Source organism: Roseovarius sp. MMSF_3350, from assembly GCF_030733425.1.
In the GTDB taxonomy this organism is placed as follows: Bacteria; Pseudomonadota; Alphaproteobacteria; order Rhodobacterales; family Rhodobacteraceae; genus Roseovarius.
In genome coordinates this window covers 19154-43199 of the sequence record NZ_JASHIZ010000016.1, presented here as the reverse complement: position 1 = coordinate 43199, position 24046 = coordinate 19154, and the positions used below count along the sequence as shown (strand labels likewise).

22 protein-coding genes are annotated in these 24046 nt (G+C 63.1%); 9 read left to right on the top strand and 13 right to left on the bottom strand.

Annotated features, from left to right (window positions below):
- Window positions 1-115 precede the first annotated feature (115 nt).
- On the bottom strand, window positions 116-880 hold the full coding sequence (locus RBB31_RS15020) for an alpha/beta fold hydrolase (protein ID WP_306130117.1): 765 nt from the start codon (window positions 878-880) through the stop codon (window positions 116-118).
- Between the two features lie 345 nt (window positions 881-1225).
- Window positions 1226-1879, bottom strand: a complete 654-nt coding sequence (locus RBB31_RS15015; RefSeq protein ID WP_306130116.1) for a hydrolase — start codon at window positions 1877-1879, stop codon at window positions 1226-1228.
- A 595-nt stretch (window positions 1880-2474) separates the two neighbouring features.
- Here RBB31_RS15015 and RBB31_RS15010 point away from each other — a divergent pair.
- The 6 genes from RBB31_RS15010 to RBB31_RS14985 all read left to right on the top strand — a co-directional run bounded on the left by RBB31_RS15010 (window position 2475) and on the right by RBB31_RS14985 (window position 10247).
- The gene (locus RBB31_RS15010; RefSeq protein ID WP_306130115.1) at window positions 2475-3371 is read left to right on the top strand and encodes a zinc-dependent alcohol dehydrogenase family protein; all 897 of its coding nucleotides are present in this window, start codon (window positions 2475-2477) and stop codon (window positions 3369-3371) included.
- Window positions 3372-3409: 38 nt separating this feature from the next.
- On the top strand, window positions 3410-4375 hold the full coding sequence (locus tag RBB31_RS15005; RefSeq protein WP_306130114.1) for a zinc-binding dehydrogenase: 966 nt from the start codon (window positions 3410-3412) through the stop codon (window positions 4373-4375).
- Between the two features lie 121 nt (window positions 4376-4496).
- Window positions 4497-6152 carry an acetolactate synthase large subunit gene (locus tag RBB31_RS15000; RefSeq protein WP_306130113.1) on the top strand — a complete coding sequence of 552 codons (1656 nt, stop codon included), beginning with the start codon at window positions 4497-4499 and terminating at the stop codon, window positions 6150-6152.
- A 52-nt stretch (window positions 6153-6204) separates the two neighbouring features.
- On the top strand, window positions 6205-7587 hold the full coding sequence (locus tag RBB31_RS14995; protein WP_306130112.1) for an aldehyde dehydrogenase family protein: 1383 nt from the start codon (window positions 6205-6207) through the stop codon (window positions 7585-7587).
- 83 nt (window positions 7588-7670) lie between these two features.
- Window positions 7671-8687: a zinc-binding alcohol dehydrogenase family protein gene (locus tag RBB31_RS14990; protein WP_306130175.1), complete on the top strand. Its 1017-nt coding sequence runs from the start codon at window positions 7671-7673 to the stop codon at window positions 8685-8687.
- Between the two features lie 174 nt (window positions 8688-8861).
- Entirely contained in the window at window positions 8862-10247 is a 1386-nt protein-coding gene (locus tag RBB31_RS14985) for an MATE family efflux transporter (RefSeq protein WP_306130111.1), read from the top strand.
- Window positions 10248-10257: 10 nt separating this feature from the next.
- Here RBB31_RS14985 and RBB31_RS14980 read toward each other — a convergent pair whose 3' ends face one another.
- The 7 genes from RBB31_RS14980 to RBB31_RS14950 form a co-directional block, all read right to left on the bottom strand.
- On the bottom strand, window positions 10258-10965 hold the full coding sequence (locus RBB31_RS14980) for a sugar phosphate nucleotidyltransferase (RefSeq protein WP_306130110.1): 708 nt from the start codon (window positions 10963-10965) through the stop codon (window positions 10258-10260).
- A gap of 10 nt (window positions 10966-10975) precedes the next feature.
- Window positions 10976-11974 carry an SDR family NAD(P)-dependent oxidoreductase gene (locus RBB31_RS14975; protein WP_306130109.1) on the bottom strand — a complete coding sequence of 333 codons (999 nt, stop codon included), beginning with the start codon at window positions 11972-11974 and terminating at the stop codon, window positions 10976-10978.
- The gene (locus RBB31_RS14970; protein ID WP_306130108.1) at window positions 11971-12861 is read right to left on the bottom strand and encodes an NAD(P)-dependent oxidoreductase; all 891 of its coding nucleotides are present in this window, start codon (window positions 12859-12861) and stop codon (window positions 11971-11973) included. Before RBB31_RS14970 ends, RBB31_RS14975 begins: the two co-directional genes overlap by 4 nt.
- 43 nt (window positions 12862-12904) lie before the next feature.
- Window positions 12905-13666 (bottom strand): hypothetical protein, encoded by a 762-nt coding sequence (locus RBB31_RS14965; protein ID WP_306130107.1) that lies wholly within the window; start codon window positions 13664-13666, stop codon window positions 12905-12907.
- Between the two features lie 367 nt (window positions 13667-14033).
- Complete coding sequence (locus tag RBB31_RS14960; RefSeq protein ID WP_306130106.1) at window positions 14034-15002, bottom strand: LLM class oxidoreductase; 969 nt, start codon at window positions 15000-15002, stop codon at window positions 14034-14036.
- A gap of 175 nt (window positions 15003-15177) precedes the next feature.
- Complete coding sequence (locus RBB31_RS14955) at window positions 15178-16572, bottom strand: M20/M25/M40 family metallo-hydrolase (RefSeq protein WP_306130105.1); 1395 nt, start codon at window positions 16570-16572, stop codon at window positions 15178-15180.
- A gap of 90 nt (window positions 16573-16662) precedes the next feature.
- A complete protein-coding gene (locus RBB31_RS14950; protein WP_306130104.1) occupies window positions 16663-17859 on the bottom strand; it encodes a PLP-dependent aspartate aminotransferase family protein in 1197 nt (398 codons plus the stop codon).
- 99 nt (window positions 17860-17958) lie between these two features.
- On the opposite strand from RBB31_RS14950, the gene RBB31_RS14945 reads away from it, so the two are divergent.
- Window positions 17959-18870, top strand: coding sequence for a LysR substrate-binding domain-containing protein (locus tag RBB31_RS14945; RefSeq protein WP_306130103.1), 912 nt, complete (start codon window positions 17959-17961; stop codon window positions 18868-18870).
- A gap of 8 nt (window positions 18871-18878) precedes the next feature.
- On the opposite strand, the gene RBB31_RS14940 is transcribed toward RBB31_RS14945, so the two are convergent.
- The 3 genes from RBB31_RS14940 to RBB31_RS14930 are packed head-to-tail and all read right to left on the bottom strand — an operon-like array spanning window position 18879 to window position 21391.
- A complete protein-coding gene (locus RBB31_RS14940) occupies window positions 18879-19664 on the bottom strand; it encodes an amino acid ABC transporter ATP-binding protein (RefSeq protein ID WP_306130102.1) in 786 nt (261 codons plus the stop codon).
- A complete protein-coding gene (locus RBB31_RS14935; RefSeq protein WP_306130101.1) occupies window positions 19642-20535 on the bottom strand; it encodes an amino acid ABC transporter permease in 894 nt (297 codons plus the stop codon). The genes RBB31_RS14940 and RBB31_RS14935 overlap by 23 nt, the downstream gene beginning before the upstream one ends.
- Window positions 20536-20557: 22 nt before the next feature.
- Window positions 20558-21391 carry a transporter substrate-binding domain-containing protein gene (locus RBB31_RS14930; RefSeq protein ID WP_306130100.1) on the bottom strand — a complete coding sequence of 278 codons (834 nt, stop codon included), beginning with the start codon at window positions 21389-21391 and terminating at the stop codon, window positions 20558-20560.
- Between the two features lie 319 nt (window positions 21392-21710).
- Here RBB31_RS14930 and RBB31_RS14925 point away from each other — a divergent pair, with 319 nt between their 5' ends.
- Together RBB31_RS14925 and RBB31_RS14920 are read left to right on the top strand one after the other, a co-directional pair.
- The gene (locus RBB31_RS14925; RefSeq protein ID WP_306130099.1) at window positions 21711-22436 is read left to right on the top strand and encodes a TetR/AcrR family transcriptional regulator; all 726 of its coding nucleotides are present in this window, start codon (window positions 21711-21713) and stop codon (window positions 22434-22436) included.
- Window positions 22437-22605: 169 nt separating this feature from the next.
- Entirely contained in the window at window positions 22606-23301 is a 696-nt protein-coding gene (locus tag RBB31_RS14920; protein ID WP_306130098.1) for a type 1 glutamine amidotransferase domain-containing protein, read from the top strand.
- A gap of 156 nt (window positions 23302-23457) precedes the next feature.
- Here RBB31_RS14920 and RBB31_RS14915 read toward each other — a convergent pair whose 3' ends face one another.
- Window positions 23458-23955: a Dps family protein gene (locus tag RBB31_RS14915; RefSeq protein ID WP_306130097.1), complete on the bottom strand. Its 498-nt coding sequence runs from the start codon at window positions 23953-23955 to the stop codon at window positions 23458-23460.
- Window positions 23956-24046: the final 91 nt, after the last annotated feature.

Sequence of the window (24046 nt, the reverse complement as noted above, 5' to 3'; positions counted from 1 at the left end):
CGCGTTCCGAACTCTGTGCCGGTGCTGCTCTTACGTTTAGAGATTTCGAAGATCGGCAACCGCGTTAAGAGGCCGGCTGTCTTCGGTATGTCGTGCCGGCCGTTCGTCAGCCGATTCATTCCACCGCTTCGGCGGCCTGTCGGATCACATTCGCCACTTCGGCAGGGTTCGTCATTGGCAACATGTGACCGTTCTCGACATCGACGACAGTCGAGCCGGCCCGCTGCGACATCTGACGCTGCAGATCGGGCGCGATGGTCCGGTCGAGGGTCGCGATGATCGACCAGCTCGGCTTTTCGGTCCACGCCGCCGACCTTGTCCGGTATTCAAGGATCGCCGAGTTGGAAGCGGCCTGCGACCTGGCCACGTAGATGGCGTCATCCTCGGACAGCCCATTGCCGACGACCGAGAGGAAGGCCTCTTCATGGATCAGGTAGTGCCCATCTTCGAAGACCGTAAGCTTGTCGGGAGTGAACTCGGTTGGCATGGAGGCCAGCAGGCTGCCGCCGCTTTCTCCGGCATCGGGCAGGAACGCCGCAACGTAGACGAGGCCGCTCACGTCAGGGTCAACTCCAATTTCGCTGATCACCACGCCGCCATAGGAATGCCCGACCAGCAACATCGGACCGTCCTGGATGTCGACGATGCGCTGGACGGCGGCAATATCGTCTTCGGTGGAGGTCAGCGGCATCTGCGCCACCGTGACCTTGTAATCGTCTGCAGTGAGGTCGTCATACACATCGCGCCAGGTGCTGCCGTCGACATTGGCGCCATGCACCAGAACGATGTTGGTCACATCGGCGCGCGCCACGCCCGGCTGCAAGGCTGCAGCGCCAATCGCCACGACGCCGGAAATCAGAAGCGTTTGTAAAGTGTCCATGATCGGGGTCCATTATCTGTTTACTTGATGTTCACGCAGGGGGCCGCGTGGTCAGGGCCGGCGGTGGCTGCGGGGCACAATGTTCATTCATTCGTCAGCGACATACGCGATCGATTCAGGGCATGATCCGTCCGAACCGGACCGGGCCGCAGGAGCAGGATAGCCGGCACCGGCAAAGGTGCGTCGCAGACCTTGCTGCAATGGCACCATTCTTGCGGGTGGGTTGGCCGGCCGCCGTGGTCGGTTATATCCTACCGGTGTGGCAACGCGCCTTGATGCCGGCTTGGAGAAGGGGGTGGCGCGGGTCGATCCGCTTGCGAACCGGCCGCGCCATACCCGCCCGTGTCAGGCCGCGACCCCCGGCACCGGCGTGTTGAGCAACTGCTGCTCCCACAGATAGGCGATGGCGCTGCCGCCGAGATGATCCCTGAGGGCATCGTTGAGCGCTGTCGCCGTCTCGGCCCGCGCCCAGTCGCGCTGCCATTCCGACGCAAGCGCCAGCCAGGTCATCATGTTGATGCCGCCCTGGATCATGCGCTGGATCGCGACCTCGTGCGCCTCGACCGAGGTGCCACCGGACGCGTCGGTGATCACCGTCACGTCCCAGCCTTCACCGGCGGCCTGCAGCGCGGGCATCGCCACGCAGATCTCTGTCCAGAGACCTGCTATGATCAACTGCTTTCGGCCGGTCGCTTTGACGGCATCCACGACCTTGGGATCCTCCCAGGTATTGATCGTCGTGCGATCGATGACGTCCTGGTCGGGAAAGACTTCGGTGACATGCGGAAAGATGTCGCCGCCGCGGGCGGCGATCACGCTGGTCAGGATCGTGGGCACGCCGAACACCTTGGCCGCCTTGGCCAGGGCGGTCGTGTTGTTCACGACCATGTGCGGGTCGTGGCTGTTGAGGTTGGCGAGTTGGTAGGGCTGATGGTCGATCAGAACGAGAACCGAATCTTCGGGACGAAGAAGCGAGTCGAGGCCGTTGCGGAAGGTCATGGTCATATCCTTTCATCTGAGGGCGAGCGGGGCTCTGAAGCCTGAACGTAGCCAATGAAATCGGACCCCGCGTCGCTGGATCTGCCGAGAGGTTGCCATTCCTGCGGTGATGTCGGCATTCGAGTCCGTACCTGCCAGATCCTCCGGCGGCTGCGGCAACCAAGGCGCTCAGCCCCGTCATGCTGTCAAAGCAGAGGCAGGCACCACGCCTGCGCAAGAGGGGGAAGCCCCATTGGGCTGACTTCTCGGAGTTCTCAGATTGAACCGCAAGTGTGGTTAAACCCCAGCAAGTTCCGCACCGCGGGCAACTGAAGCCTTTGCTAAGCTGGCGCGGCAAAGTTCGGCTTCAGTGAAGTCTCAAGGAGCAAATCATGCCCGATCACATCCTCTCGGTATGTCCTTCTAGGAAGGGAGAGGCGGCTCTTACTCTGATTGGCATGTTGGCCTCCGGCCGAACCGCCTGCACCTCTCGCGGCACCTCGCGTACATCTGAAATTGGAGTGAAATTATGCAAGCTATTAGCCTCCCTCGGTTCGGCGGTCCCGACGCTTTCTCGCTATCCGAATTCGAGACCCCCGCGGTTGGCGCCGGAGAGGTGCTGGTCCGTGTACACGCAACCTCGATAAACCCGCTCGATTACCAGGTGCGCCGCGGAGACTATGCCGACCTGGTGCCGTTGCCCGCAATTACCGGCCATGATGTTTCCGGCGTTGTCGAAGCCGTCGGGTCCGGCGTAACGGCGTTCAAGCCCGGCGATGCCGTCTGGTACACACCGCAGATTTTCGGCGGGCCCGGCAGCTATGCCGAGTACCACGTCGCGAGCGAGGCGATCGTCGGTCATAAACCGGCTGGCCTCACGCATCTGGAGGCGGCCAGCCTCAGCCTCGTGGGCGGTACTGTCTGGGAAGCGTTGTTCACGCGCGCGGGCCTGCGCCTTGGTGAAACGATCCTCGTCCACGGTGCGGCCGGCGGCGTGGGGCACGTGGCGGTGCAGGCGGCCAAGGCAACGGGCGCGTTCGTCTTCGCGACCGCCTCGGGCTATGATGCCGACTTCGTGCGCAGCCTGGGTGCCGATGTGGTGATCGACTATCGCACCGAAGATTACGTGGCCATCGTCAACCGCGAGACCGACGGTGCTGGCGTCGACGTCATCCTTGACACGATCGGCGGCGACACGCTCGAACGCAGCCCGCACGCGCTGGCCCAGCTCGGCCGGGTCGTCTCCATCGTCGACATTGCCCAGCCGCAGAACCTGATCGAGGCCTGGGGCCGCAACGCCAGCTACCATTTCGTCTTCACGCGGCAGAACCGCGGGAAGCTTGACGAGCTTGCGACCCTCGTGGCTCGCGGACAGCTGAAACCCCATGTCGGAAAGGTCTATCCTCTCGCCGGTATCCCCGATGCCCACGCCGATCTGGAGCGTCCGCGCAACGGCATTCGGGGCAAGATCGGGATCGCCATTGTCGACGATGGTGCGGCCGGACCAAGGTGATTATTGGCCGGCACAACGCGGTATATAGGAGTGTCCCATTGAAAGCCGTTACCGTTTCGAAGAGTGGCCTGGAAGCCAGCCTTGTTCTGGCTGAGCATGAGGAACCGGCAGCGGGGCCGGACGAGGCAATCGTCGCAGTTCGCGCGATCTCGCTGAACAATGGTGAAGTTCGCGGCGCGCTGCTCGAAGGGACCGACCGCGATCGACCCGGATGGGATCTGTCGGGCGTCGTCCAGACGGCCCCGGATGGCTCCGGGTTCCGCCCGGGCGATCGCGTGGTGGGCCTGGTATGGAGTGGTGGCTGGGCAGAACGTGTCGCCGTGCCGAGGCGCCGCCTGGCCAGGATCCCCGACGACGTGAGCTTCGAAGCGGCCTCGACCCTTCCTGTTGCGGGTCTGACCGCGACTGTTGCGCTTCAGAAGAAGGCAATCGGTCCGGGAAGCCGTGTCCTCGTCACGGCGGCCACGGGGGGTGTCGGCATGTACGCGATCCAGCTTGCCGCGGCTGCGGGCGCCCATGTGACGGCCTTCGCCCGGGATGCCTCGAAAGCGGAATTCCTGCGCAGCCTTGGTGCGAACGCGGTCGCGGTCGGCGTCGAGGCAGGCGCGAAAGGAGGGCCCTACGACCTGATTCTGGAGGGTGTCGGAGGCCCGCTCCTAGGCCAAGCGCTGATGTGGCTGGCACCACGCGGTGTCTGTGTTCTCTTTGGCGATGCGTCGCAGGACACGCTCACAACCTTTGACGCCCGCCGCTTCCGGCTACAGTCGGGCGAGGCGTTTGGCGGCACCGTTCTCTACGGCTTTTTCCTTCCCGAGGAGTTGACCAGGCCCGAGGCCGCGGCCGACGGGTCGGCCATTCTGGCCGATCTGGCGCGGCGGCTTTCCGAAGGACGTCTCCGACCGGTGATCGGAAAAACCGCGCCGTGGGCCGAGATCGATGTGACAGCGCGCGACCTTCTGGAACGGAAGTTCGTGGGCAAGGCCGTCCTTACAGTGGGCGGATGAAGAAGAGCCTCGGGATACCTGCGATTGGGTATGGGGCTCGTGCCGCGGGTCTGGCGATCGCACGGGCTGGCATGTATCTTTCGTCAACTCTGTCGCAACCGTTAAAATATGGATTGAAACAATGCCCAAAGGATCGGACCTGTTTGTCGCAGCGCTGGAAAACGAGGGGGTTGACCGGGTCTTCGGCGTCCCCGGCGAGGAAAACCTCGACATCGTGGAATCGCTGCGCACCTCCAAGATCGAGCTGATCCTGACACGGCACGAGCAGGCGGCGGCCTTCATGGCGGCAACGCATGGGCGCTTGACCGGCAGGCCCGGCGTTTGCCTCGCCACGTTGGGCCCCGGCGCCCTGAACCTGTCGACCGGCGCGGCCTATGCCCATCTGGGCGCCATGCCGATGATTCTCATCACCGGGCAGAAGCCGGTGATGAGCGCCAAGCAGGCCCGGTTCCAGATCGTCGATATCGTCGCCTCGATGAAGCCGCTGACAAAGATGACACGCCAGATCCTGAGCCCGGCGGCCATTCCCGCGACGGTGCGTGACGCGTTTCGGGTCGCGGCCGAGGAAAGGCCGGGCCCGGTGCATCTCGAACTTCCGGAGGACGTGGCGGCCGCGGATGCCGAGAACGCCGCCGTCATTCCCCGCCATTCGCAGCACCGGCCCCTCGCTGGGGCTGCCGCGCTCGACAGCGCGGCCGAGATGATCCTTGCCGCCCAGAAGCCCCTGGTCATGATCGGCGCGGCGGGCAACCGGCCCGCGCTGATCGAGCCGCTTTCCGGCTTCATCGCGCGCACCCGGTTGCCCTTCTTCAACACGCAGATGGGCAAGGGTGCCGTGCACGGCGGCTCCAACCTTTACGTGGGAACCGCCGCGCTGTCGGAGGGGGACTATGTTCACGAGGCCATAGAACGGGCCGATCTGATTGTGGCCATCGGCCACGACACGATCGAAAAGCCGCCCTTCCTGATGAAGGCCGAGGGCGGGCCCAAGGTTGTCCATATCGGTTATGAATCAGCGACGGTCGAACAGGTCTACCACCCGGATATCGAGGTGATCGGCGATATCGGCGCGTCTGTCGACGGTCTCGGAGACCGGCTCGAGGGCAAAGTGCCGTCCGACGATGGGGTCGTCGAACTGCGCCAGAGAATTCTGGCTCGGCTGAATGACCGCGCCGAGGAGGACCGCTTTCCGGTGACGCCTCAACGTCTTGTCCACGAAGTGCGGCAGGTCATGCCAGAAGACGGCATCGTCTGCCTCGACAACGGCATGTACAAGATCTGGTTCGCCCGCAATTACCGCACCCATGTCGCCAACACGCTGCTGCTCGACAATGCGCTCGCGACGATGGGGGCGGGCCTTCCCTCGGCGATCATGGCGGCCATGCTTCATCCCGACCGCAGGGTGATGGCCGTCTGTGGCGATGGCGGGTTCATGATGAACTCGCAGGAGATGGAAACGGCGGTGCGGCTGGGGCTGAACCTTGTCGTCGTGATCCTCAATGACAGCGCCTATGGGATGATCCGGTGGAAGCAGTCGGTCGACGGTTTTCCCGATTTCGGGATGAGCTTCAACAACCCCGATTTCGTCCACTATGCCGAGGCCTATGGCGCAAAAGGCTCCCGGGTCGGCGCGATCGAAGAGCTGGCGCCGACGCTCGAGGCCGCCTTCGCCGGTGGCGGTGTTCATCTGGTCGACGTCCCGATCGACTACTCGGAAAACACCCGGGTTCTTGTCGACGAATTGCGCAACCGCAGGCCGGATGTGGAATGTTCATGACCCGCGTTCGCCAGTGCAGAGCATGGACCAGCAACAGGCAAGGAGATCGAGAATGTTGACCGTCGTGCAAGCGTTCGATCGTGCGCAGATCGCACAGATCGAAACAGACGATGCCGCCGCGCTGGAGCGCAAGCTGCAAGCCGCCGACCTCATTTTCCGGGATCGCGACGGCTGGCTCAAGCCTCATCAGCGGATCGCGGTTCTGCACAGGCTGGCCGGGCTGATGGAGGGCCGACGCGACCACCTTGCCCTGCAGATCGCCCGTGAGGGGGGCAAACCGCTGCCCGATGCCATTGTCGAGACCAACCGCGCCATCGATGGTGTTCGCAACGCCGCCGATGAACTGCGCAACTTTGCCGGCCGGGAGATCCCGATGGGCCTGTCGGCGGCGGCCGAGGATCGCTGGGCCTTCACCACGAAAGAGCCCATCGGCATCGTCGCGGCGATCTCCGCCTTCAATCACCCGCTGAACCTGATCGTCCACCAGGTTGTGCCGGCCATCGCAACGGGTTGTCCCGTGATCGTGAAACCGGCAAGCGCGACTCCGCTGTCCTGTCTCGACCTTGTGGGCCTCGTCCACGAGGCGGGTTTGCCCGAGCCCTGGTGTCAGACTTTCGTCACCCAGGACAACGCGCTTGCCGAGAAACTGGCCACTGACAGCCGGGTCGCATTTCTGAGCTTCATCGGCTCGGCCAAGGTCGGCTGGTCGCTGCACGGCAAGCTCGCGCCGGGCACGCGTTCGGCGCTGGAACACGGCGGCGCGGCACCGGCGATCATCGACCGCAGCGCGGATCTCGACAAGGTCATCGAACCGATCGTCAAGGGCGGCTACTACCACGCCGGCCAGGTCTGCGTGTCGACACAGCGCATCTACGTTCACGACGCCATCGCAGACGATTTCACGCAACGTCTGGTCGCCCGCGTCGAGAAGCTGCGCACCGCCGATCCGGCGCTGAAGGATACCGAGGTCGGGCCGCTGATCCAGCCCCGCGAGGCTGAGCGAGTCGCGGAATGGATCGCGGAGGCGGTATCGGGCGGGGCGGTTCTCGCGACCGGCGGTGAACGCCTGTCCGAAACCACCCTGAGGCCCGCGGTGCTGCTCGATCCGGCTGTCGAGGCGAAGGTGTCCAGGCTGGAGGTCTTCGGCCCCGTCGTGGCGGTCAACCGCTTCGCAGATGTCGACGACGCCATCCGCCGTGCCAACGCCCTGCCCACCGCCTTCCAGGCCAGCATCTTCGCGCAGGACATCGACATCGCCATGCGCGCGGCCAACCGTCTCGATGCCTCGGCGGTCATGATCAACGATCCGACGGCCTTCCGAACCGACTGGATGCCCTTCGCCGGTCGCAGGGAATCGGGATACGGCACCGGCGGCATCCCCTACACCATGCGCGACATGACGCAGGAAAAGATGATCCTGATGCACAAGAGCTGACAAGTGACCCATCCAACCGCCACCCGAGGTGGCATGTAGAAACCCGAACGAGAAACACCATGACCCTTATGCCCGTATCATCCATGAAGTCCGTCGCGCTTACCCATTACCTGCCGATCGACAATCCGCAGGCGTTGTTCGACGTGGAGCTTCCGCGTCCGGTGCCGGAAGGCCGCGACCTGCTGGTCGAGGTGCGAGCGGTCGCCGTGAACCCGGTCGACACCAAGGTTCGTGCTCCGAAAGACAAGATCGAGACGTCTCCGCGCGTCATCGGCTACGACGCTGCCGGTATTGTGGCGGAGGTGGGGCCCGATGTGACGCTTTTCCGTCCCGGAGACGAGGTCTATTACGCCGGCGACATCACCCGCCCCGGCACCAACCAGCAGTTTCACCTGGTTGACGAGCGCATCGTCGGGCGCAAGCCCCGAACGCTCGGCTTTGCCGAGGCTGCCGCCTTGCCGCTGACCACTATCACGGCCTACGAGGCGATGTACGACCGTCTCGGCATCGACCGGGACGGCGGCTCGACTGGGGAAACCATCCTGATGTTCGGCGGCGCCGGCGGGGTCGGTTCCATCGCAATCCAACTGGCGAAGCGCAGCGGCCTGACAGTGATCGCTACCGCATCGCGGAGCGAGACCATCGAGTGGGCCCTGTCGCTCGGTGCCGACCACACGGTCAACCATCGGGGAGACGTTGTTGCAGAAGTCCGCGCGCTCGGGTTCACCCATGTCGATCATATCGCGATCTTCAACGACATGCGCCACTGGGACGCGGCTGTCGAGCTGATCCGGCCGCAAGGCGGGATCGTGGCGATTAACGAGGTCGACCACCTGTTGCCGATGGGCATGATGATGACCAAGGCCGCCGCTTTGCACTGGGAGTACATGTTTGCCCGCGCGATGCACCAGACCCCGGACATGATCGAGCAGCACAACCTGCTGAACTTCGTTGCGGACGAGATAGACGCGGGCCGCCTGCGGACCACTCTCGCCGAGGTGCTCTCGCCCATCGACGCGGCCACCCTTCGCGAGGCGCACCGGAGGATCGAGACAGGCACCACCCGCGGCAAGATCGTCATCGAGGGTTTTCCGAAATGATACGGACCCCTTAGATGTGCCTGCCATGAAGGCGATACATACCAAAGTACGGTTCAAATCGTTTTGTCGTCCTGCAGATTTGCACAGGTCTTGCGACGGCAGCGCAGTTGCCATCGCCAGGATATATAGTAAATCAAATCCGATCTTGCGTGGAGCACTCCTTTGACCGAAGTCGTGGCCCGATTCGTTGAAGGCAACCTGATGCGGCATGTCTCGGCGATGTCGCTGACATCCAGTATCGGCCTGATGGCGATCTTCGCCGTCGACCTGATCGACGTGTTCTTCATTTCCATGCTCGGGCAGGACGCGCTCGCGGCCGCCGCGGGATATGCCAGCGTCGTGATGTTCTTCGCCAGCGCGATAAATATCGGGCTGTCGGTCGCGGCGGGCACGCTGGTGGCCAATTCGCTGGGCGCCAGGGCCGACGTCCCGGCGCGCGAGCACGCCTTCAGCAGCAGCATCTTCGCCATTGTCTTCGGCATTCTCATCCCGCTGTTCACACTTCCCAACCTCGACTACATCCTGACTGTCCTCGGCGCCTCTGGCGAGGTGGCTGAGCGGGCTGCGGACTATTTGTGGATCATCCTGCCGACCACCGTCTTTTCCGGGCTCGGGATGACCACCGTCGCGGTGTTGCGGGCCTATGGCGATGCCAGGCGCGCGATGTTTCCTTCACTGACGGGGGCGCTGGTCAACGGCGTACTTGACCCGATCTTCATCTTCTCGCTGGGGCTGGGGCTGGAAGGGGCGGCCTGGGCCACGGTCGCAGCGCGGTTCGCCACGATGCTCATGGCGCTCTGGCCCACCATCCGGCTGTACAACGGCTTCGCGGTGCCGCGCACCGGCTGTTTCCTGTACGATATCCGCGAAGGGATGCAGATCGCGATTCCTGCCATCCTGGCCACTGTCGCCACGCCGGTCGGCACCGCGATCGTCACCCGCGAGATGGCCAAGTACGGCACGGATGCGGTGGCGGGCATGGCGGTCATCAACCGGATGATCCCGGTCGTGTTCGCGGTGGTCCTCGCGCTGTCGGGTGCGATCGGGCCGATCATGGGGCAGAATTTCGGGGCAGGGCGGAATGACAGGGTGCGCGAGGCCTTCTTCGACGGCGTCATCTTCGCGGGGGTCTATGTTGCCGTCGCCTCGCTTCTCCTTCTCCTGTTCCGGGGACAGATCGCCGATTTCTTCGGCGCCGAGAACCAGGCACGGGATCTGATCCTGCTGTTCTGCTTTCCTCTGGCGCTGGCCAGCTTCTTCAATGCGGTAATCTTCGTGGCGAGCGCATCGTTCAACAACCTTGGGCATCCAAGCTATGCGACCTGGGTCAACTGGGGGCGCCAGACGCTGGGCACGCTGCCGCTGGTGCTGATTGGCGGGGCGTTCTACGGCGCAGCGGGCGTGCTGATCGGACAGGCGGTGGGGGGGATAATCTTTGCCGTAATAGCCGGATGGCTGAGCCTGTGGATGATTACCGAGCAGGCGCACCCGCTGAAGCAGCTGACGTGCCGGTTCCAACTACAACGGCGCATGCACGAGATGTATCACAAGGTCGCCTGAAGAGGGTGCGTCAGGCGAGGAAGGCGCCGGGATCGTCCGCGAATTCCTGCTGGGCGCGCTCGTACTCGCCGGGGTTGCCGATATCGATCCAGCGGCAGGGCGCGGTGAAACCGGACACTTTCTCGCCCCTCTCGATGAGGCGCAGAACCAGCGTCGGAGCGTCGAGATGCCCTCCCGGCTCGACAAGGGATTTCGCAAGGGGCGAATAAACGTATATGCCCATGCTGGCCGCATAGGACATCTTCGGTTTCTCGTTGTAGCCGGTAATGTTGTCGCCCTTGTCCAGCGACAGGACGCCAAGCTGGATCTGCACCTCGGTGGAGACCACACCCACGGTCAGGCACGAACCGGTGTCCAGGTGGTGTTGCATCATCGCCTTGAAGTCGATGTCGGAGAGCAGGTCGCCATTCATCACGAAGAACGGCTCGGTCAGGCCGTCGATTCCGCCGATGGCGCCGGCCGTGCCGAGCGGTTCGTCTTCCATGTGATAGGTGATATTCATCCGGTTGGAGATGGGGTTCTGCGCGAGGTAGGTCTGGATAAGGCTGCCGAGATAACCGATCGCGATCACCACGTCGGTCACCCCGGCTTTCTCCAGCCGGCGCAGGATGATCTCGAGGATGGGCAACTCGCCGATCGGCAGCAGGGGCTTGGGCAGAACCGATGTGTAGGGGCGCATCCGGAGGCCTTTTCCCCCGGCAAGGATCACGGCTTTCATACGGGCCTCCTCAAATCTGGTAGCCGTCTACGGCGAGCGCTTCGATATTCGCCTCGATCCATTCGGCGGTTCGGGCAAGCCCCTCGGTGAGCGCCACGTTCGGGCGCCAGCCCAGCAGCGCCTCGGCGCGCGCGGTAGAGGCGATCAGCCGGTTCACCTCGCTTTTCTCGGGGCGGGTGCGGTCGGACTCGTTGGCGATGATCCGGGGCGACTTGCCCAGAAGGGAACAGATTTCCCGGACCAGATCGCCGATGCTGATTTCCACGCCCGTGCCCAGCTGCACGACCTCGCCCACGGTTTCGCGGGCTTCGGCGATCCGCAGGGCGCCGGCCACCGTATCCTCGACGAACAACATGTCGCGGGTGGGGTGCAGCGAGCCCAGCCGCACCTCGTCGCCGCGCAGGGCCTGACCGATGATCGTCGGGATGATGGCGCGGGCGGGCTGGCGCGGGCCATAGGTGTTGAACGGCCGGCAGATGGCGACGGGCGTGCCGAAGGCGCGGTGATAGCTGAGGCCCAACTGATCGGCGGCGATCTTGCTGGCGGAATAGGGGGACTGGCCCTGAAGCGGGTGATCCTCGTCGATGGGCGAGTATTGCGCGGTGCCATAGACCTCGCTGGTGGAGAACAGCACCACCTTCGAGGCGCCCGACGCGCGGGCCGCTTCGAGTACGTTGGTGGTACCCATGACGTTGGTTTGCACCACATCGACCGGGTGCACATAGGAATACGGAATGCCGATATGAGCGGCGAGGTGAAAAATGACGTCGCAGTCGGCCGCGGCCGCCATAACGCCCGCCGGATCCTTGAGGTCCCCCATGATGAAACGCATCCGGGCGCGGAGGTCGGCATCCATATCGCTTACCGTGCCGACAAGCCCGCGCGAGGAATAGCGGGTATAGACCACCACTTCGGCCCCCGCCCGGACCAGTGCCTCGGACAGGAAACTGCCGATGAACCCGGCCCCGCCCGTGACAAGCACCCTTTTGCCGTTCCAGAACTGTGTCATGTTTTCGCCGATGTCCCCAGCTTGCTATATTCTGCATCAATGGCGCGCGTCAGCGCGGTTTCGAAATCGAAGCGCGGGCGCCAGCCGGTGCGGGCCGTCAGGCGGGCCGGGTCGCCATAGCAGACATCGCTGCCACCATCGCCGCTTGCCCGGCTTTCCCATGACGCCCCGGTACGGGCGTCGATGGCATCGAGCAGGTCGCTGATGCGGGTGGGCCGGCCCGTCGCCACGTTCACAACCTCGCCCGCCCTGCCGTGAAGCGCCATGGCAATGAGCGCATCGGCAGCATCCTCAACATCCATGAAATCGCGCACCGCACCGACCGGGCCCACCTGGTAGCGGCCGCAATCCGCGCCTATGGCTTTTTCGATGAAGACCCGCGGGGCAAGATGAGCCTGCTGCCCCGTCCCCATCAGGTTGAAGACCACGGCTGTCTGGATGTCGAGGCCGGCGTTATCGTGCGCCGCGCGTCCCATTTCCAGCGCGGCGAGCTTTGCGCGTCCATAATCGGCCAGCGGCTGCCGTGGATCGCCTTCGCGTGTGGCGCGGTTGCGCGCCGCGCCGGCGCCATAGATCGCCGCCGAATTCACGAAAACCAGACGGGGCGCGCTGCGGGCGTGGGTCAGCGCTTCGATCCAGCGTCGCGTCAGCGCGAGGTTGGTGGCGACATCGCCGCGCCCGGGCACCACTCCCGCGGCGTCGATGGCAAAGGCTGGTTGCACCTTGTCGAGGAACGCCGTGAAGGCGGCTGCGTTGTCGGGGCCGAAGACGTGGCGAGGCGCCGGAATGGCCTTGAGGTTCCATGCACCGGCCCGAGCCATGACGGCCTGCCCCAGGAACCCGGTCGCGCCCGTCACGAGCAGCTTGGCATTCTCGGTATGGCTCACGTTTCGGCCCTTTCAAGCATGTCTTCACCCTGACACACGCCGGTCAACGCCCGGCGACCGCAGCCTCCTCTGGCGGGCGTGCGACGTAGATCTGCGCATAAAAGTAACCCGTGGTCTCGAAGCCGGTGGTATCATGGCCCGCGGCGCGCGCGATATCGATCGCCCTGGCCTGTTCCGAAGGGCTGTCGAAACGCCGGTGCGGAAAAGGCGGAAGGCCGAGAGTTTCAACCACGTAGCCGTGATCGCGCAACAGATCGAAGGCCGCCTTGCGTTCGTTGCCGCGCACCGGCGAGGTCACGATCCAGGGCTTGTTCACGGCGCTGGCCCGCAGCAGGCGTTCGAGCGCGGCGGGTTTCAGTTGGGCCACGCTGCCGCATTCGAGGATCAGGTCGGTTGAGGACAGGGTCTCTGCCAAGGGGGCGGAGGGGGCGGCATGTTCGAGATCCTCGTCGAAGGCGTCGGCGAACAGGCCGATCGCGCGCCCATAGGCCACCGCGTTGCCGGCGACGTCGACCCCCGTGAAACGCGCGCCGGGATAGCTTTCCGGCAGATCCGAAAGCCAGGCGGCGTCTCGGCTGGCCATCTGTCGGGGGGTCAGACGGTCGAGTTTGCGATCTTCGTAGCGCCTGAGGAAAGCCTCGGCCGACACGTCGTGCCGGACAAGCGCGCTGACAATGCCGTAGCTGCTGGCGAAGTCGAGCACGTTCGGCGCTTCGAGCCTGCGTTTGCGCAGCAGTTCTTCCAGCATGCGGCGAAAGACGGGTACCGCGTGGGCGTGGTGGCTGTAGCCCAGCGATTTCTGCATCCGGTAATACGCCCTGCAATCGGGTTGATTGTAGGTGTCGTCAAACAGCGTTACGAAATTCGTTCTACGTTCGGAAAGGTTAATCGGCATCAATAAACCTGATTGAAGTATGTTCCGCATGTGCGGGCCTGTTGAATTTGCATGCTTTGCGATGGCGTTCAATTGCAAACGTGCTCGTGCCTCTCGGGTCCGATTGGTCGACATGTTTTTTTGCTCGCGCTTCCGAATTCTTGGGCACAAATGCATCTGATTATGGTTACAGGCTAGCTGGCCTTGGTGTCTTGAGCGTTGCTCGTTCTGCTTTGGATGGACCGAATTTGCGCAAGGTTTCGAGGGTGGGGCCCTCTGCGTCCCCAGTGCATCAACGTTACAGCGGCTCGCCCCTTGCTAGAGGCGACAGCTTTTCGAGAACGTCACGCACGTTCAAGCGGCTGAACTTGAGGTTCAGGGCTACGTGGTGAACGCCGATCCCGTGGATGGAGTTCAGCAGGCTCTCGAGCTGCCGAGCACCCATGCGGTATCCCAGGTGAATGGGCTCGGGCGGGGCGTCAGCCTCCTCGGCCAGGTCAAGATAGAGCGATTGCGCTACGGGCTTGACCGGCTCCTCAGGTGCGGTCAGGCTGTGCCACTCGGAGACGACCCGCTGCTGTTGCGAAGGTGGCCTGGGATAGGTGATCCAGCCATCCGTGTGCTCTGCCAGCCAGTCCAGCGGCTGGCCGCTGTTGCCCGTCCCCAGCAGGGGCAGACAGCCGTGCAAGGGCTTCGGGATGAGATCGCCGCCATGCATGCGGCCGTAGCGCTCGCTTTCGTAGGTCGGAAAGGATTTGCCGAGCAGCTCCTTCAGATAGAGCAACGCGTCGCGAAACAGTTCCGCGCGCTCGTTTCGGTTTCGCCCATAGGCCGGATATTCGATGGGTCGGTCGCCCGAGGCGATGCCCAGAACAAGCCGGCCCCCGGAAAGATGATCGAGGGACGCGGCCTGCTTTGCGACATCGACCGGGTGATGCAATGGCAGGATCACCGAACCCGTCGCCAGGGCGATCTCGCTGGTATGGGCGGCCACCGTCGCCAGCCAGACGAACGGGTCGTATATCTGCCCGAGATCGCCGAAGCCGGGATCGTCTAGCGGCACATCGCGGGCCCAGAGTGCCGAGAAGCCGAGACGTTCCGCCTCTGCCGCCAACTCGATCTGATCTTCCATGGCCGGCCTTGGACCGTCGAAAGCCTCGATCGGAAAGAAGAGGCCGAGCGTTGTGCGGTCGGTGCGGAACGTGCGGTCGAAGCCGGGGCCGAACCGGGTTTCCGCCTCGCCCCGCCCGAATTGGGTTCTCTTCATCACGCGCGCCTCCAATTTTCATTAACCGTCATCGCGGCCCGCCCGAGGGTGTGCCGCACTGAAACGATTTAACCGCAAAGCCTGTGCCATGCGTTGCGGGGGATGCGGGACGTTTGCCGATATTGCGCTTTCTCCCACTGTCCCTGGTGCGAGCACCCAGCGATCTTCGATGGCATCAAGCCGTCGCACCGCCACGAATTTCGCCGAGGATCCGGATCCAGCTCCGCGTGCCACGGTGGAAACGCTCGACGTCGTAATGCTCGTCGGGCGCGTGGATGGCATCGCTTTCAAGGATGAAGCCCAGGACCACGCAATCCAGCCCGAGCCCATCGTTGAGCGCGCCCACGACGGGAATGGCCCCACCAGTACCCTTCAGCACTGCAGGTTGGCCCCACTCCGCCGTGAGCCCCCGCGCGGCCGCGACAAGGAACGGGTTCGTCTCGGACAGATGAACGGCCGCGTTGCCCGGCGGTCCGTCGAATTCGACGCTGCAGCCTTCGGGCACGCGGTCTGAGACGAATTTGCGGAATCGGTCCCTGATCGTTTCGGGGACCTGCCCGGCCACCAGCCGAAAGGTCAGTCGCGCGGTCGCGGAACCGGGTAGCACCGAACGGCCGCCCGGTCCCTGATTGCCGCCCGTGATGCCGTTGAAATCCGCGGCGGGGCGGCCCCACATCGCCTCTATCGCGGTATAGCCGTCTTCGATGACGCCCCCTGCAAGGTTGATCTCTCCAGAACCATCGAACTGGTCCGACAGGGCACGCCACCGTTTGCGCTGGCTGTCCGTCAGGTCGATGACGTCATCGTAGAAGCCATCTATGGTTACCTTGCCTTTCTCGTCGTGAATCGAGGCCAGGATCGCGCTGAGAATGCGGATCGGATTGGCGGCAGCCGCCCCGTAGTGGCCCGAATGCAGGTCGGCATTCGGTGCATGGATGGTCACGGTTTCATGCACCAGCCCCTTGAGCTGCGTGGTGATCGAGGGCCGGGTAGGGGACCACATGTCGCTGTCGCAGATGAACGCGACGTCGCAATCCAACTCTTCGCCGTGCTGTTCGAGGAAGGCGCCGAGGCTGGGGGAACCCATTTCCTCTTCCCCTTCCAGCATGATCACGATGTCCGCGGGAAAGGCGCCATTGGCCGCTTTCCACGCCCGCAGCGCCTCTATGAAGGACCAAAGCTGGCTCTTGCTGTCAGAGGCCCCGCGCCCGTAGAACCGGCGCGCACCATCCTCTTCGATAATCTCGGGCGCGAACGGATCATGTGTCCACGCCTCGCGGGGGGCGACGGGCTGCACATCGTAGTGGCCGTAGAAAAGCAATCGATTGCCGCCCTCCGCCTCTCCCTCGGACCGCGCAAGCACGATCGGATTGCACGCCGTTTCCACGACGCGGGAAGAAAAGCCAATACCCGCAAGCGCCTCGTCCAGCCACCTGGCGGCGCGGGCGATACCCGGCTTGCTTGCGTCGTCGCCCGAAACGGATGGGATCGAAATCAGCTCCAGCAAATCCGCGACTGCGGTGTCGAGATTGGCATCGACCTCCCTCAGCGCGCGTTCGATTTCCGACACGTCAAACATCCTTTCCGCGTAACATTGAAGGCAGCGGAGGCCGCATAAAGGTGTGGCACCGGCCCTGGTTTTGTCGGTTAAGCCAGCTAGTCACTCTGCTGCGTCCCCGGTGGCACTGAGGTGACGCAGCGCGCTCAGCATCTGCTCCAGATCCGCCCAAAGCTCGGCTTCGTCTTCCAGCCCGATCGAGATCCGCAGGATCACGTCGGGCTCCTGCCAGCGCGTTGCGCTCCGGCTGGCCGCGATCGACATCGGCGCGGCAAGGCTGCGCGTGCCGCCCCATGACGCACCGATGGCAAACAGGCTCAGATGATCGAGCGCAGGCCAGACATGCGGTGCGACACATTCAGGAAAGGTCAGCGAAAAGACACCGCTGTTGCCCAGGAAATCTCGCTTGAAGATTTCGTGGCCCGCCATGGTTGGAAGGCCCGGAAAAAGCACCCTGCCGATCATTGGATCGCCGGAAAGGCGCTCGGCAAACCTCTGGGCCACGGCACCGCTGTGCCGCAGCCGCATACCCAGCGTCTCGAACCCTCTCAGAACAAGAGAGGCATCATCCGGGGATGCTCCTATTCCCATACGGCCGATCATTTCCCTCATCGGCGGCGCCAGATCGGGGTCGCGCACGGATATCGACCCCATCAGCACATCCGCATGGCCGGCGACGTATTTCGTGAGCGCCTCGGTTACGATATCCGCTCCCAGCGCCAGCGGCTTCAGGTTCAGCGGCGTGGCCCACGTATTATCCACCGCAAGCAGCGCCCCGGCCTCATGCGCCAACGCCGCCGCCGCGGGAATATCCATCAGTTCCATCGTCGTGGAGCCGGGGCTCTCACACCAGATGAGCCGGGTTTCGCTGCGGATCCTTGCCTTCAGATCGCCAAGGTTCGTCGGGTCGAAGAATTCGAGCTTTACCCCCATCCTCGCAAGGTCCGACTGGGCGAAATCCCGCATGGGCGGATAAATCGTGTCGGCCAGCAGAAAATGATCTCCCTTGTTCAAGAACGCCATCGCTGCCAGTGCGTTGGCCGCCTGGCCCGAGGGCGTCAGGAACGTCCGCGCGGCCTGTTCGAGCTGAGTCAGTTTTTCTTCCAGCGTCCGCGTCGTCGGCGTGCCGTAAAGACCGTAGGAATACCCCTTTTCGCCTCGCTCGCCCCTGTTTGCATAGGACGCCGCGTCCTCGAAAAGGATTGTCGATGCGCGATGGACGCCGACGCCGATCGGATCGAACCCGTCCGTTGCCACGCGTGGGGTCAGGACACACCGTGTCAGATCGCTGGTTATCATTGTTTACTTCCTTTTTCCAACGCCTGATGTATGCGTTGACGTTATTGTCGCAATCCGTATTATTCCGCTTTGCTCTAGATCGCCCCGAGGCTCTGAATCATGAACCTGCGTCAGATCGAGGTTTTCCGCGCCGTGGTCACCAGCGGAACGACCTCCCGTGCCGCCGAAGTGCTGAGGATCTCGCAGCCCTCGGTCAGCAAGACGATCCAGGATCTCGAACGGTCGATCGGTTTTCCGGTCTTCGACCGGGTCAAGGGCCGCTTGCGCCCGACCGCCGAGGGCCAGCTTTTCTTCCGCGAGGTCGAGCACGCCTTCGCCGGCCTCGCCCACCTTCGCGGCGCGGCCGCGCGGATCCGGGATTTCGGGTCGGGAGAGTTGCGTGTCGCTTCGCTGTCGGCGCTGTCGACCAATGTGATCCCCCACGCGCTGTCCGCGCTGATTTCGAAGAACCCGGGCGTTGCGATCACCTTTCAGACGAACCTGTCCTCTGTCGTCAGGGACCACGTCGCATCCGGACAGTTTGACGTGGGCGTCGTCTCCGACGAGATCGACAAGACCGGCGTCGAAATCCGCCCCTTCGCCCGCTTCCGCGCATGGCTCGCGATGCCCGAAGGCCATCCGCTCGAAGCGCAATCCGTCATCCGGCCGGCTGACCTCGTCAATCAGCCATTCATTGCCCTTTCGCCCGAGGATACCACCCGCCAGCAGGCTGAAAGGGCTCTCGCCGCCGAGGGCGTCAAGCTGAGCATCATTCTCGAAACGCCCTATGCCACGACGATCTGCGCGATGGTGGCGGCCGGTCTTGGGGTGGGCCTGGTCGATCCCCTGACCGCCGATCTGTTCCAGGGGCGCGGGCTGGTGCTGCGCCCCTTCGAGCCCGAAGTGCATTTCCGGACGCTCCTGATCCTGCCGCCGCACCGCCCCGCGTCGCGCATCGTCGAGGATTTTATCGCCGAGCTGTTCCAAACCATGGACGAAACCGGTAAGTTCGGCGGCGGCTTTTCCTGCTGACACCATCGCTAGAGAACCTTTGACAGAAAGGCTTGGGTTCGCGTGCTCTTCGGTGCCTCGAGCATCTCCTTCGGCCGTCCCTCTTCCACGATTGTTCCGTGATCCATGAAGACAAGGTGGTCTCCGACTTCGCGGGCAAAGCCGATCTCGTGCGTGACCAACATCATCGTCATTCCCGACGCCACGAGATCCTTGATCACGTCGAGAACCTCCCCGACCAGTTCCGGATCGAGCGCCGAAGTCGGTTCGTCGAAGAGCATCACTTCCGGCTCCATCGCCAGGGCCCGCGCGATAGCGACGCGCTGCTGCTGCCCACCGGAAAGCTGGTTGGGATACCTGTCCGCAAGATCGGCCAGCCCGACCCGCGCAAGCAGGTCCCGACCGAGGCTTCGCGCCTTCGCCTTGGGCATGCGCTTTACGTGCACGGGCCCTTCGATGACATTTCCAAGCGCGGTCATGTGCGGAAACAGATTGAACCGCTGGAACACCATCCCGGTCAGCCGCCGTTGCCGGTCGATTTCGCGCGGTGACAGCTCGTGAAGACGACCGTTCCGCTCGACGTAGCCCTGCAGCGTGCCACCGATCCTGACGCGGCCGGCCGAGATTTCCTCGATCTGGTTGATACACCGCAGAAGGGTCGACTTGCCCGATCCGGATGGGCCGATCGCAACACAGACTTCTCCCCTCGCGATGGTCAGGTCGATACCGCGCAGCGCGTGGAAATTGCCGAAGAACTTGTGAACGCCCTCAAGGGCCACGGCCGGGGTCCGGTCAGGTATGGCGTGTCCGGACATAGTCCTGCCCCTTTCCGAAATGTCGTTCCAGGTAGAACTGGCCGACCATCATCACCGAGGTGACGACCAGGTACCAGAATGCCGCGACCATCAGCATCGGCACAGGAAGATAGATCCGGTTCGCGATCGCGCTGGTGGCGAACATCAGGTCCAGCGTGAACGGCACGGCGAGGACGAGCGCGGTCCCCTTCAACATGCCGATCGTCTCGTTTCCCGTCGGCGGAATGATCGTTCGCAACGCCTGCGGCAGAAGGATACGCCACCATATGCGTCCCCTCGACATTCCGATGGCCTGTGCGGCTTCGGTCTGGCCCCGGTCGATGGCCTTGAAGCCCGCGCGAAAGATCTCGGCCAGGTAAGCGCTTTCACACAGCCCCAGGCCCAGGATCGCGGCCACGCCGGCCGTCACCACCCAATCGGTCGGGACCCCGAGTATTTCAGGTCCGAACGGAACAGAGATCGACAGGCGCGGAAACAAGATCGCGAACAGGCCCCAGAACAGAAGTTGCGTGTAGAGCGGTGTGCCGCGGAAGAACCAGATCCACAGCCACGAGACCGTCCGCAGGATCGGGTTGTCGCTGTCACGCATGAGCACGAGGATGCCGGCACAGACGATCGCGACCAGCATGGCGATCACGGTCAGCGCCAGCGTCCAGCCCACGCCGGCGATAACCGTCGGCGCAAAGAGATACTGCCAGAAGACGTTCCAGTGAAAGTTCGGGTTGACGATGACGCCGTGCGCGATCTGCATGACCACGATCGCCAACAGGGCGGCTGCAACCCAGCGTCCCGGGTGGCGGCGCGGCACCACTTCGTTCAGCCGCACCTGTTGTTTCTCGTCTCGGGGAGCCTCATCGCTTGGCGCCGCCATGGCTGTCGTCACGGAAGCCATATCAGTTCGACACTTCCGGGTTGATCACCGACTCGTCGACAAGGAAGTGCGCCACGCCCCAGAATTCGTAGATATCGGCATAGACGCCTTCGTCGATCAGGTGGTTCAGCGTGTCCGCAATCAGCTGCGTCAGTTCCATGTCGTCCTTGGCCACGGCAATACCGTTCAGGCCGCGCTTTCCCATCGGCTCGACGGGTTCGAGGTTTTCCAGCCTGCCCTCGCTCTGCTTCACGGCGTAGGCTGCGGTGCCGCCTCCGGTCGCGGTGGCATCGGCGCCGCCTGCGGCGACACGGGTGATCGCCTCTGTCTGCACCGAAAAGGGCAGCTTTGTGATCGCCGGCTTGCCCGCGTCCAGGCAGGCCTGGTTGTCGAGATCCAGGTGCTTCTCGTAGTAGGTGCCCGACATGATGGCGACCTTGGCGCCGCAATACTCCGCCGGATCGAACCCGGTCGGGTTTCCGGCCCGGATCACCCACAGCCCCTGGGTGTTCGAGTAGGACACGAAGTTCACCACCTTCATGCGCTCGTTCGTGATCGAAAACGCATTCAGGCCGATATCGTATTTCGATCCGAGGGCGGGCAGAATCGAGGGGAAGGGCGCGGTGCGCGATTCGTACTCGAGTCCGAGTGCTTTCGCGATTGCCCGACCGACATCGACGTCGATCCCCTGAGGGGTCTGGCCGTCATCGCCTGCCAGGAATTCCCAAGGCGCATAGGCGTTGTCGGAACCGCCAACCAGAACGCCGCGTGTGGCGATCTTTTCCGGCACGCGGTCGGACAGTTCGGGCACGGCTTCGAGGCCGGACAGGTCGAAAACCTGCGCAAACCCGGCCACGGGTGCAAGAACTGTGGCCGCGACCACCGCCGCAGTGCAACTGAATCGATGTGGGAAGAAAGTTGGCATATGTTTATTCCCTTGTTGGACGCAATCTGATGCATTCTGTTATATATATGGCCGCGCAGAGCGCGCGATGTGCTTCACGATATGGCGGCACAATCTATTCGTCCAATATTAGCTTTTGGACACCCTATTCTCCGGGGGCATACCAACGACACGATCCGTTCGACATCAGCCATGCCCCGGTATGCGTGCCGGTCATGAATTCGAGCGTCGACCCCCCTCCCCGCGAGAAACTGGGTCCATCGGGTCCCACATGTTACAGTTCGGCTCCTTACCGGCAGGTGATATTTCAGGTATCTGCAAAGATTTCATGCCGAAATTTGGAAGTAGAAGGACTTATTTCATCCCAGCACTAGACGACTGGTCTAATCTCACCTATATGCGGTTCATGGAAGATGATCGACATAACACAAGCGTCAGGGAACATATCCTCGCGACCGCCCAGACCATCATGAGCGCGAAGGGTTTCTCGGGCGTAGGCCTGAACGAGATTCTGACGGCGTCGGATGTACCGAAGGGGTCTTTCTATCATTATTTCGGATCAAAGGAGGATTTTGGAAAGGCGCTGCTGGCAAGGTATTTTGACGCCTACCTTGCCGGTATGGACGAAATCATCTCGCGGGACGACCTGACGGGGGCGGAGAAGATTCTGGCGTACTGGACGCGTTGGTTGATCACCCAAACGGCGGATGACCCGCAAAGCAAGTGTCTTGTCGTTAAGCTGGCAGCGGAGGTTTCGGATATGTCCGAACAGATGCGAGGGGTCCTCTTAAACGGCACCGGGCAGATCACGGGACGGATCGCGGAGATGATCGAGGCTGGGACCAGGGACGGGTCGGTCAACATCGCCGGCCAGCCGCGCGACGTCGCGACGAGCCTGTATCAGTCCTGGCTGGGGGCGAGCCTTCTGGCCAAGATCACCCGGGATGATACGCCGCTGTTAGTTGCGATGAAAGAGACACGGAAGACGCTGGGCTGAACAACGGTCCGGCGCCGCATGAACGCGATGGTTTGTGCCTAATACGTATACGACTGGTCTAATATAGCATTTGCGGAAGGGCAGGGCTGACCGACCTCTACCCGCGATGCGGGCCAACACCGGGGCTACTCCCCACAACCGAAGCAAACGACTGAAAAGGAAAAGAGACATGAAAGTTCTGATGATACTGACGTCGCATGACGAACTCGGCGACACCGGCCGCAAGACCGGCTTCTGGCTCGAGGAGCTTGCCGCGCCTTATTATACCTTCAAGGACGCGGGCGCCGAAATCACCCTGGCGTCTCCCAAGGGCGGACGGCCGCCACTGGATCCGGTCAGCAATTCGCCCGATTTCCAGACGGACCACACCCACCGCTTCGAGGCAGATGCCGAAGCCAACGCGGCGCTTGCCGCGACGGTGAAGCTCGCCGACGTGAACGAAGGCGACTATGACACCGTGTTCTATCCCGGTGGCCATGGCCCGCTCTGGGATCTGACCGAAGACGCGGATTCGGTGGCGCTGATCGAGGCATTCCACGCGGCGGGCAAGCCCCTTGCGCTGGTCTGTCACGCTCCCGGCGTGCTGCGCGACGTCAAGGGCAGTGACGGTCGACCGCTGGTCGAAGGCCGCGACGTCACGGGGTTTACCAATTCGGAAGAGGCCGGTGTGGGCCTGACCGAGGTTGTTCCCTACCTGGTCGAGGACACGCTGAAAGCCAAGGGCGGCGCGTTCGTGAACGGCCCTGACTGGGCCTCGTTCGTGGTACGGGACGGTCTGCTGATCACCGGACAGAACCCGGCCTCTTCGGCAGAGGCAGCCGCGCGGCTTATCGAGGCGCTTGCAGAGCGCCAAACGGCCGGTTGATTGGCTTTGCGTCAAATCGACCAAGCGCCCGTCGACCGCGGCAGAGCTTCGGCTTCGCCGCGGTCAGCAGCCCGGAAACGCAGGTTCGAACGCACGGTCCCCTACGCCGTGAATACTTTATATCCGTCCTGCGTCAGGGAACCGCCAAGCATCCCGTCAGCCGGTTCGGCTGGTCTCGAACAGAAACCAGGCGCGCTGCTCGGCCTGATCCGTCCAATCGTCGATCATCCCGCTCGTTGCGTTGTCTTTCGCTTCATCCACAATTTCCTTTGCCTCGCGCAGGGCCTCGACCAACTTCAGGTTGTCCTCTCGCAATTCCGCCAGCATGTCTTCGCTCGACACGAACGCCGCGTCATTGTCTGCAATGGTCTGCATCCGCGCGATGTCGCCGATCGACCGAAGCGTGGTGTTGCCGGTCTTGCGGACCCGTTCGGCGATCATGTCTGTGGACGCCACAATCTGCGCCGCCTGATCGTCGAGCAGCAGGTGATAGTCGCGAAAATGCGGACCGGACATGTGCCAGTGAAAATTCTTGGTCTTGAGGTACAACGCGAAAGTGTCGGCGAGAATGGCGTTCAATGCCTCGGCAACGGTTTTCGCATTATTGCGACCAAGGTCCGTGGGCGTTTTCAGCGCAGGGTTCGGGTCGGTCATCGGATTCTCCTTGGGTTGGGTTGAATCGGGCGCTCGGTTAAGACTGAGATCGAGACTGGATCGAGACTGGATCGCGCGCGATCTGACGCGT

Bases quoted from the DNA above. Each gene is read 5' to 3' on its own strand.
- RBB31_RS15020 (WP_306130117.1), bottom strand. From the start codon at position 880: ATGGACACTTTACAAACGCTTCTGATTTCCGGCGTCGTGGCGATTGGC.
- RBB31_RS15015 (WP_306130116.1), bottom strand. From the start codon at position 1,879: ATGACCTTCCGCAACGGCCTCGACTCGCTTCTTCGTCCCGAAGATTCG.
- RBB31_RS15000 (WP_306130113.1), top strand. From the start codon at position 4,497: ATGCCCAAAGGATCGGACCTGTTTGTCGCAGCGCTGGAAAACGAGGGG.
- RBB31_RS14995 (WP_306130112.1), top strand. From the start codon at position 6,205: ATGTTGACCGTCGTGCAAGCGTTCGATCGTGCGCAGATCGCACAGATC.
- RBB31_RS14990 (WP_306130175.1), top strand. From the start codon at position 7,671: ATGAAGTCCGTCGCGCTTACCCATTACCTGCCGATCGACAATCCGCAG.
- RBB31_RS14980 (WP_306130110.1), bottom strand. From the start codon at position 10,965: ATGAAAGCCGTGATCCTTGCCGGGGGAAAAGGCCTCCGGATGCGCCCC.
- RBB31_RS14975 (WP_306130109.1), bottom strand. From the start codon at position 11,974: ATGACACAGTTCTGGAACGGCAAAAGGGTGCTTGTCACGGGCGGGGCC.
- RBB31_RS14965 (WP_306130107.1), bottom strand. From the start codon at position 13,666: ATGCAGAAATCGCTGGGCTACAGCCACCACGCCCACGCGGTACCCGTC.
- RBB31_RS14960 (WP_306130106.1), bottom strand. From the start codon at position 15,002: ATGAAGAGAACCCAATTCGGGCGGGGCGAGGCGGAAACCCGGTTCGGC.
- RBB31_RS14950 (WP_306130104.1), bottom strand. From the start codon at position 17,859: ATGATAACCAGCGATCTGACACGGTGTGTCCTGACCCCACGCGTGGCA.
- RBB31_RS14945 (WP_306130103.1), top strand. From the start codon at position 17,959: ATGAACCTGCGTCAGATCGAGGTTTTCCGCGCCGTGGTCACCAGCGGA.
- RBB31_RS14940 (WP_306130102.1), bottom strand. From the start codon at position 19,664: ATGTCCGGACACGCCATACCTGACCGGACCCCGGCCGTGGCCCTTGAG.
- RBB31_RS14935 (WP_306130101.1), bottom strand. From the start codon at position 20,535: ATGGCGGCGCCAAGCGATGAGGCTCCCCGAGACGAGAAACAACAGGTG.
- RBB31_RS14925 (WP_306130099.1), top strand. From the start codon at position 21,711: ATGTTACAGTTCGGCTCCTTACCGGCAGGTGATATTTCAGGTATCTGC.
- RBB31_RS14920 (WP_306130098.1), top strand. From the start codon at position 22,606: ATGAAAGTTCTGATGATACTGACGTCGCATGACGAACTCGGCGACACC.
- RBB31_RS14915 (WP_306130097.1), bottom strand. From the start codon at position 23,955: ATGACCGACCCGAACCCTGCGCTGAAAACGCCCACGGACCTTGGTCGC.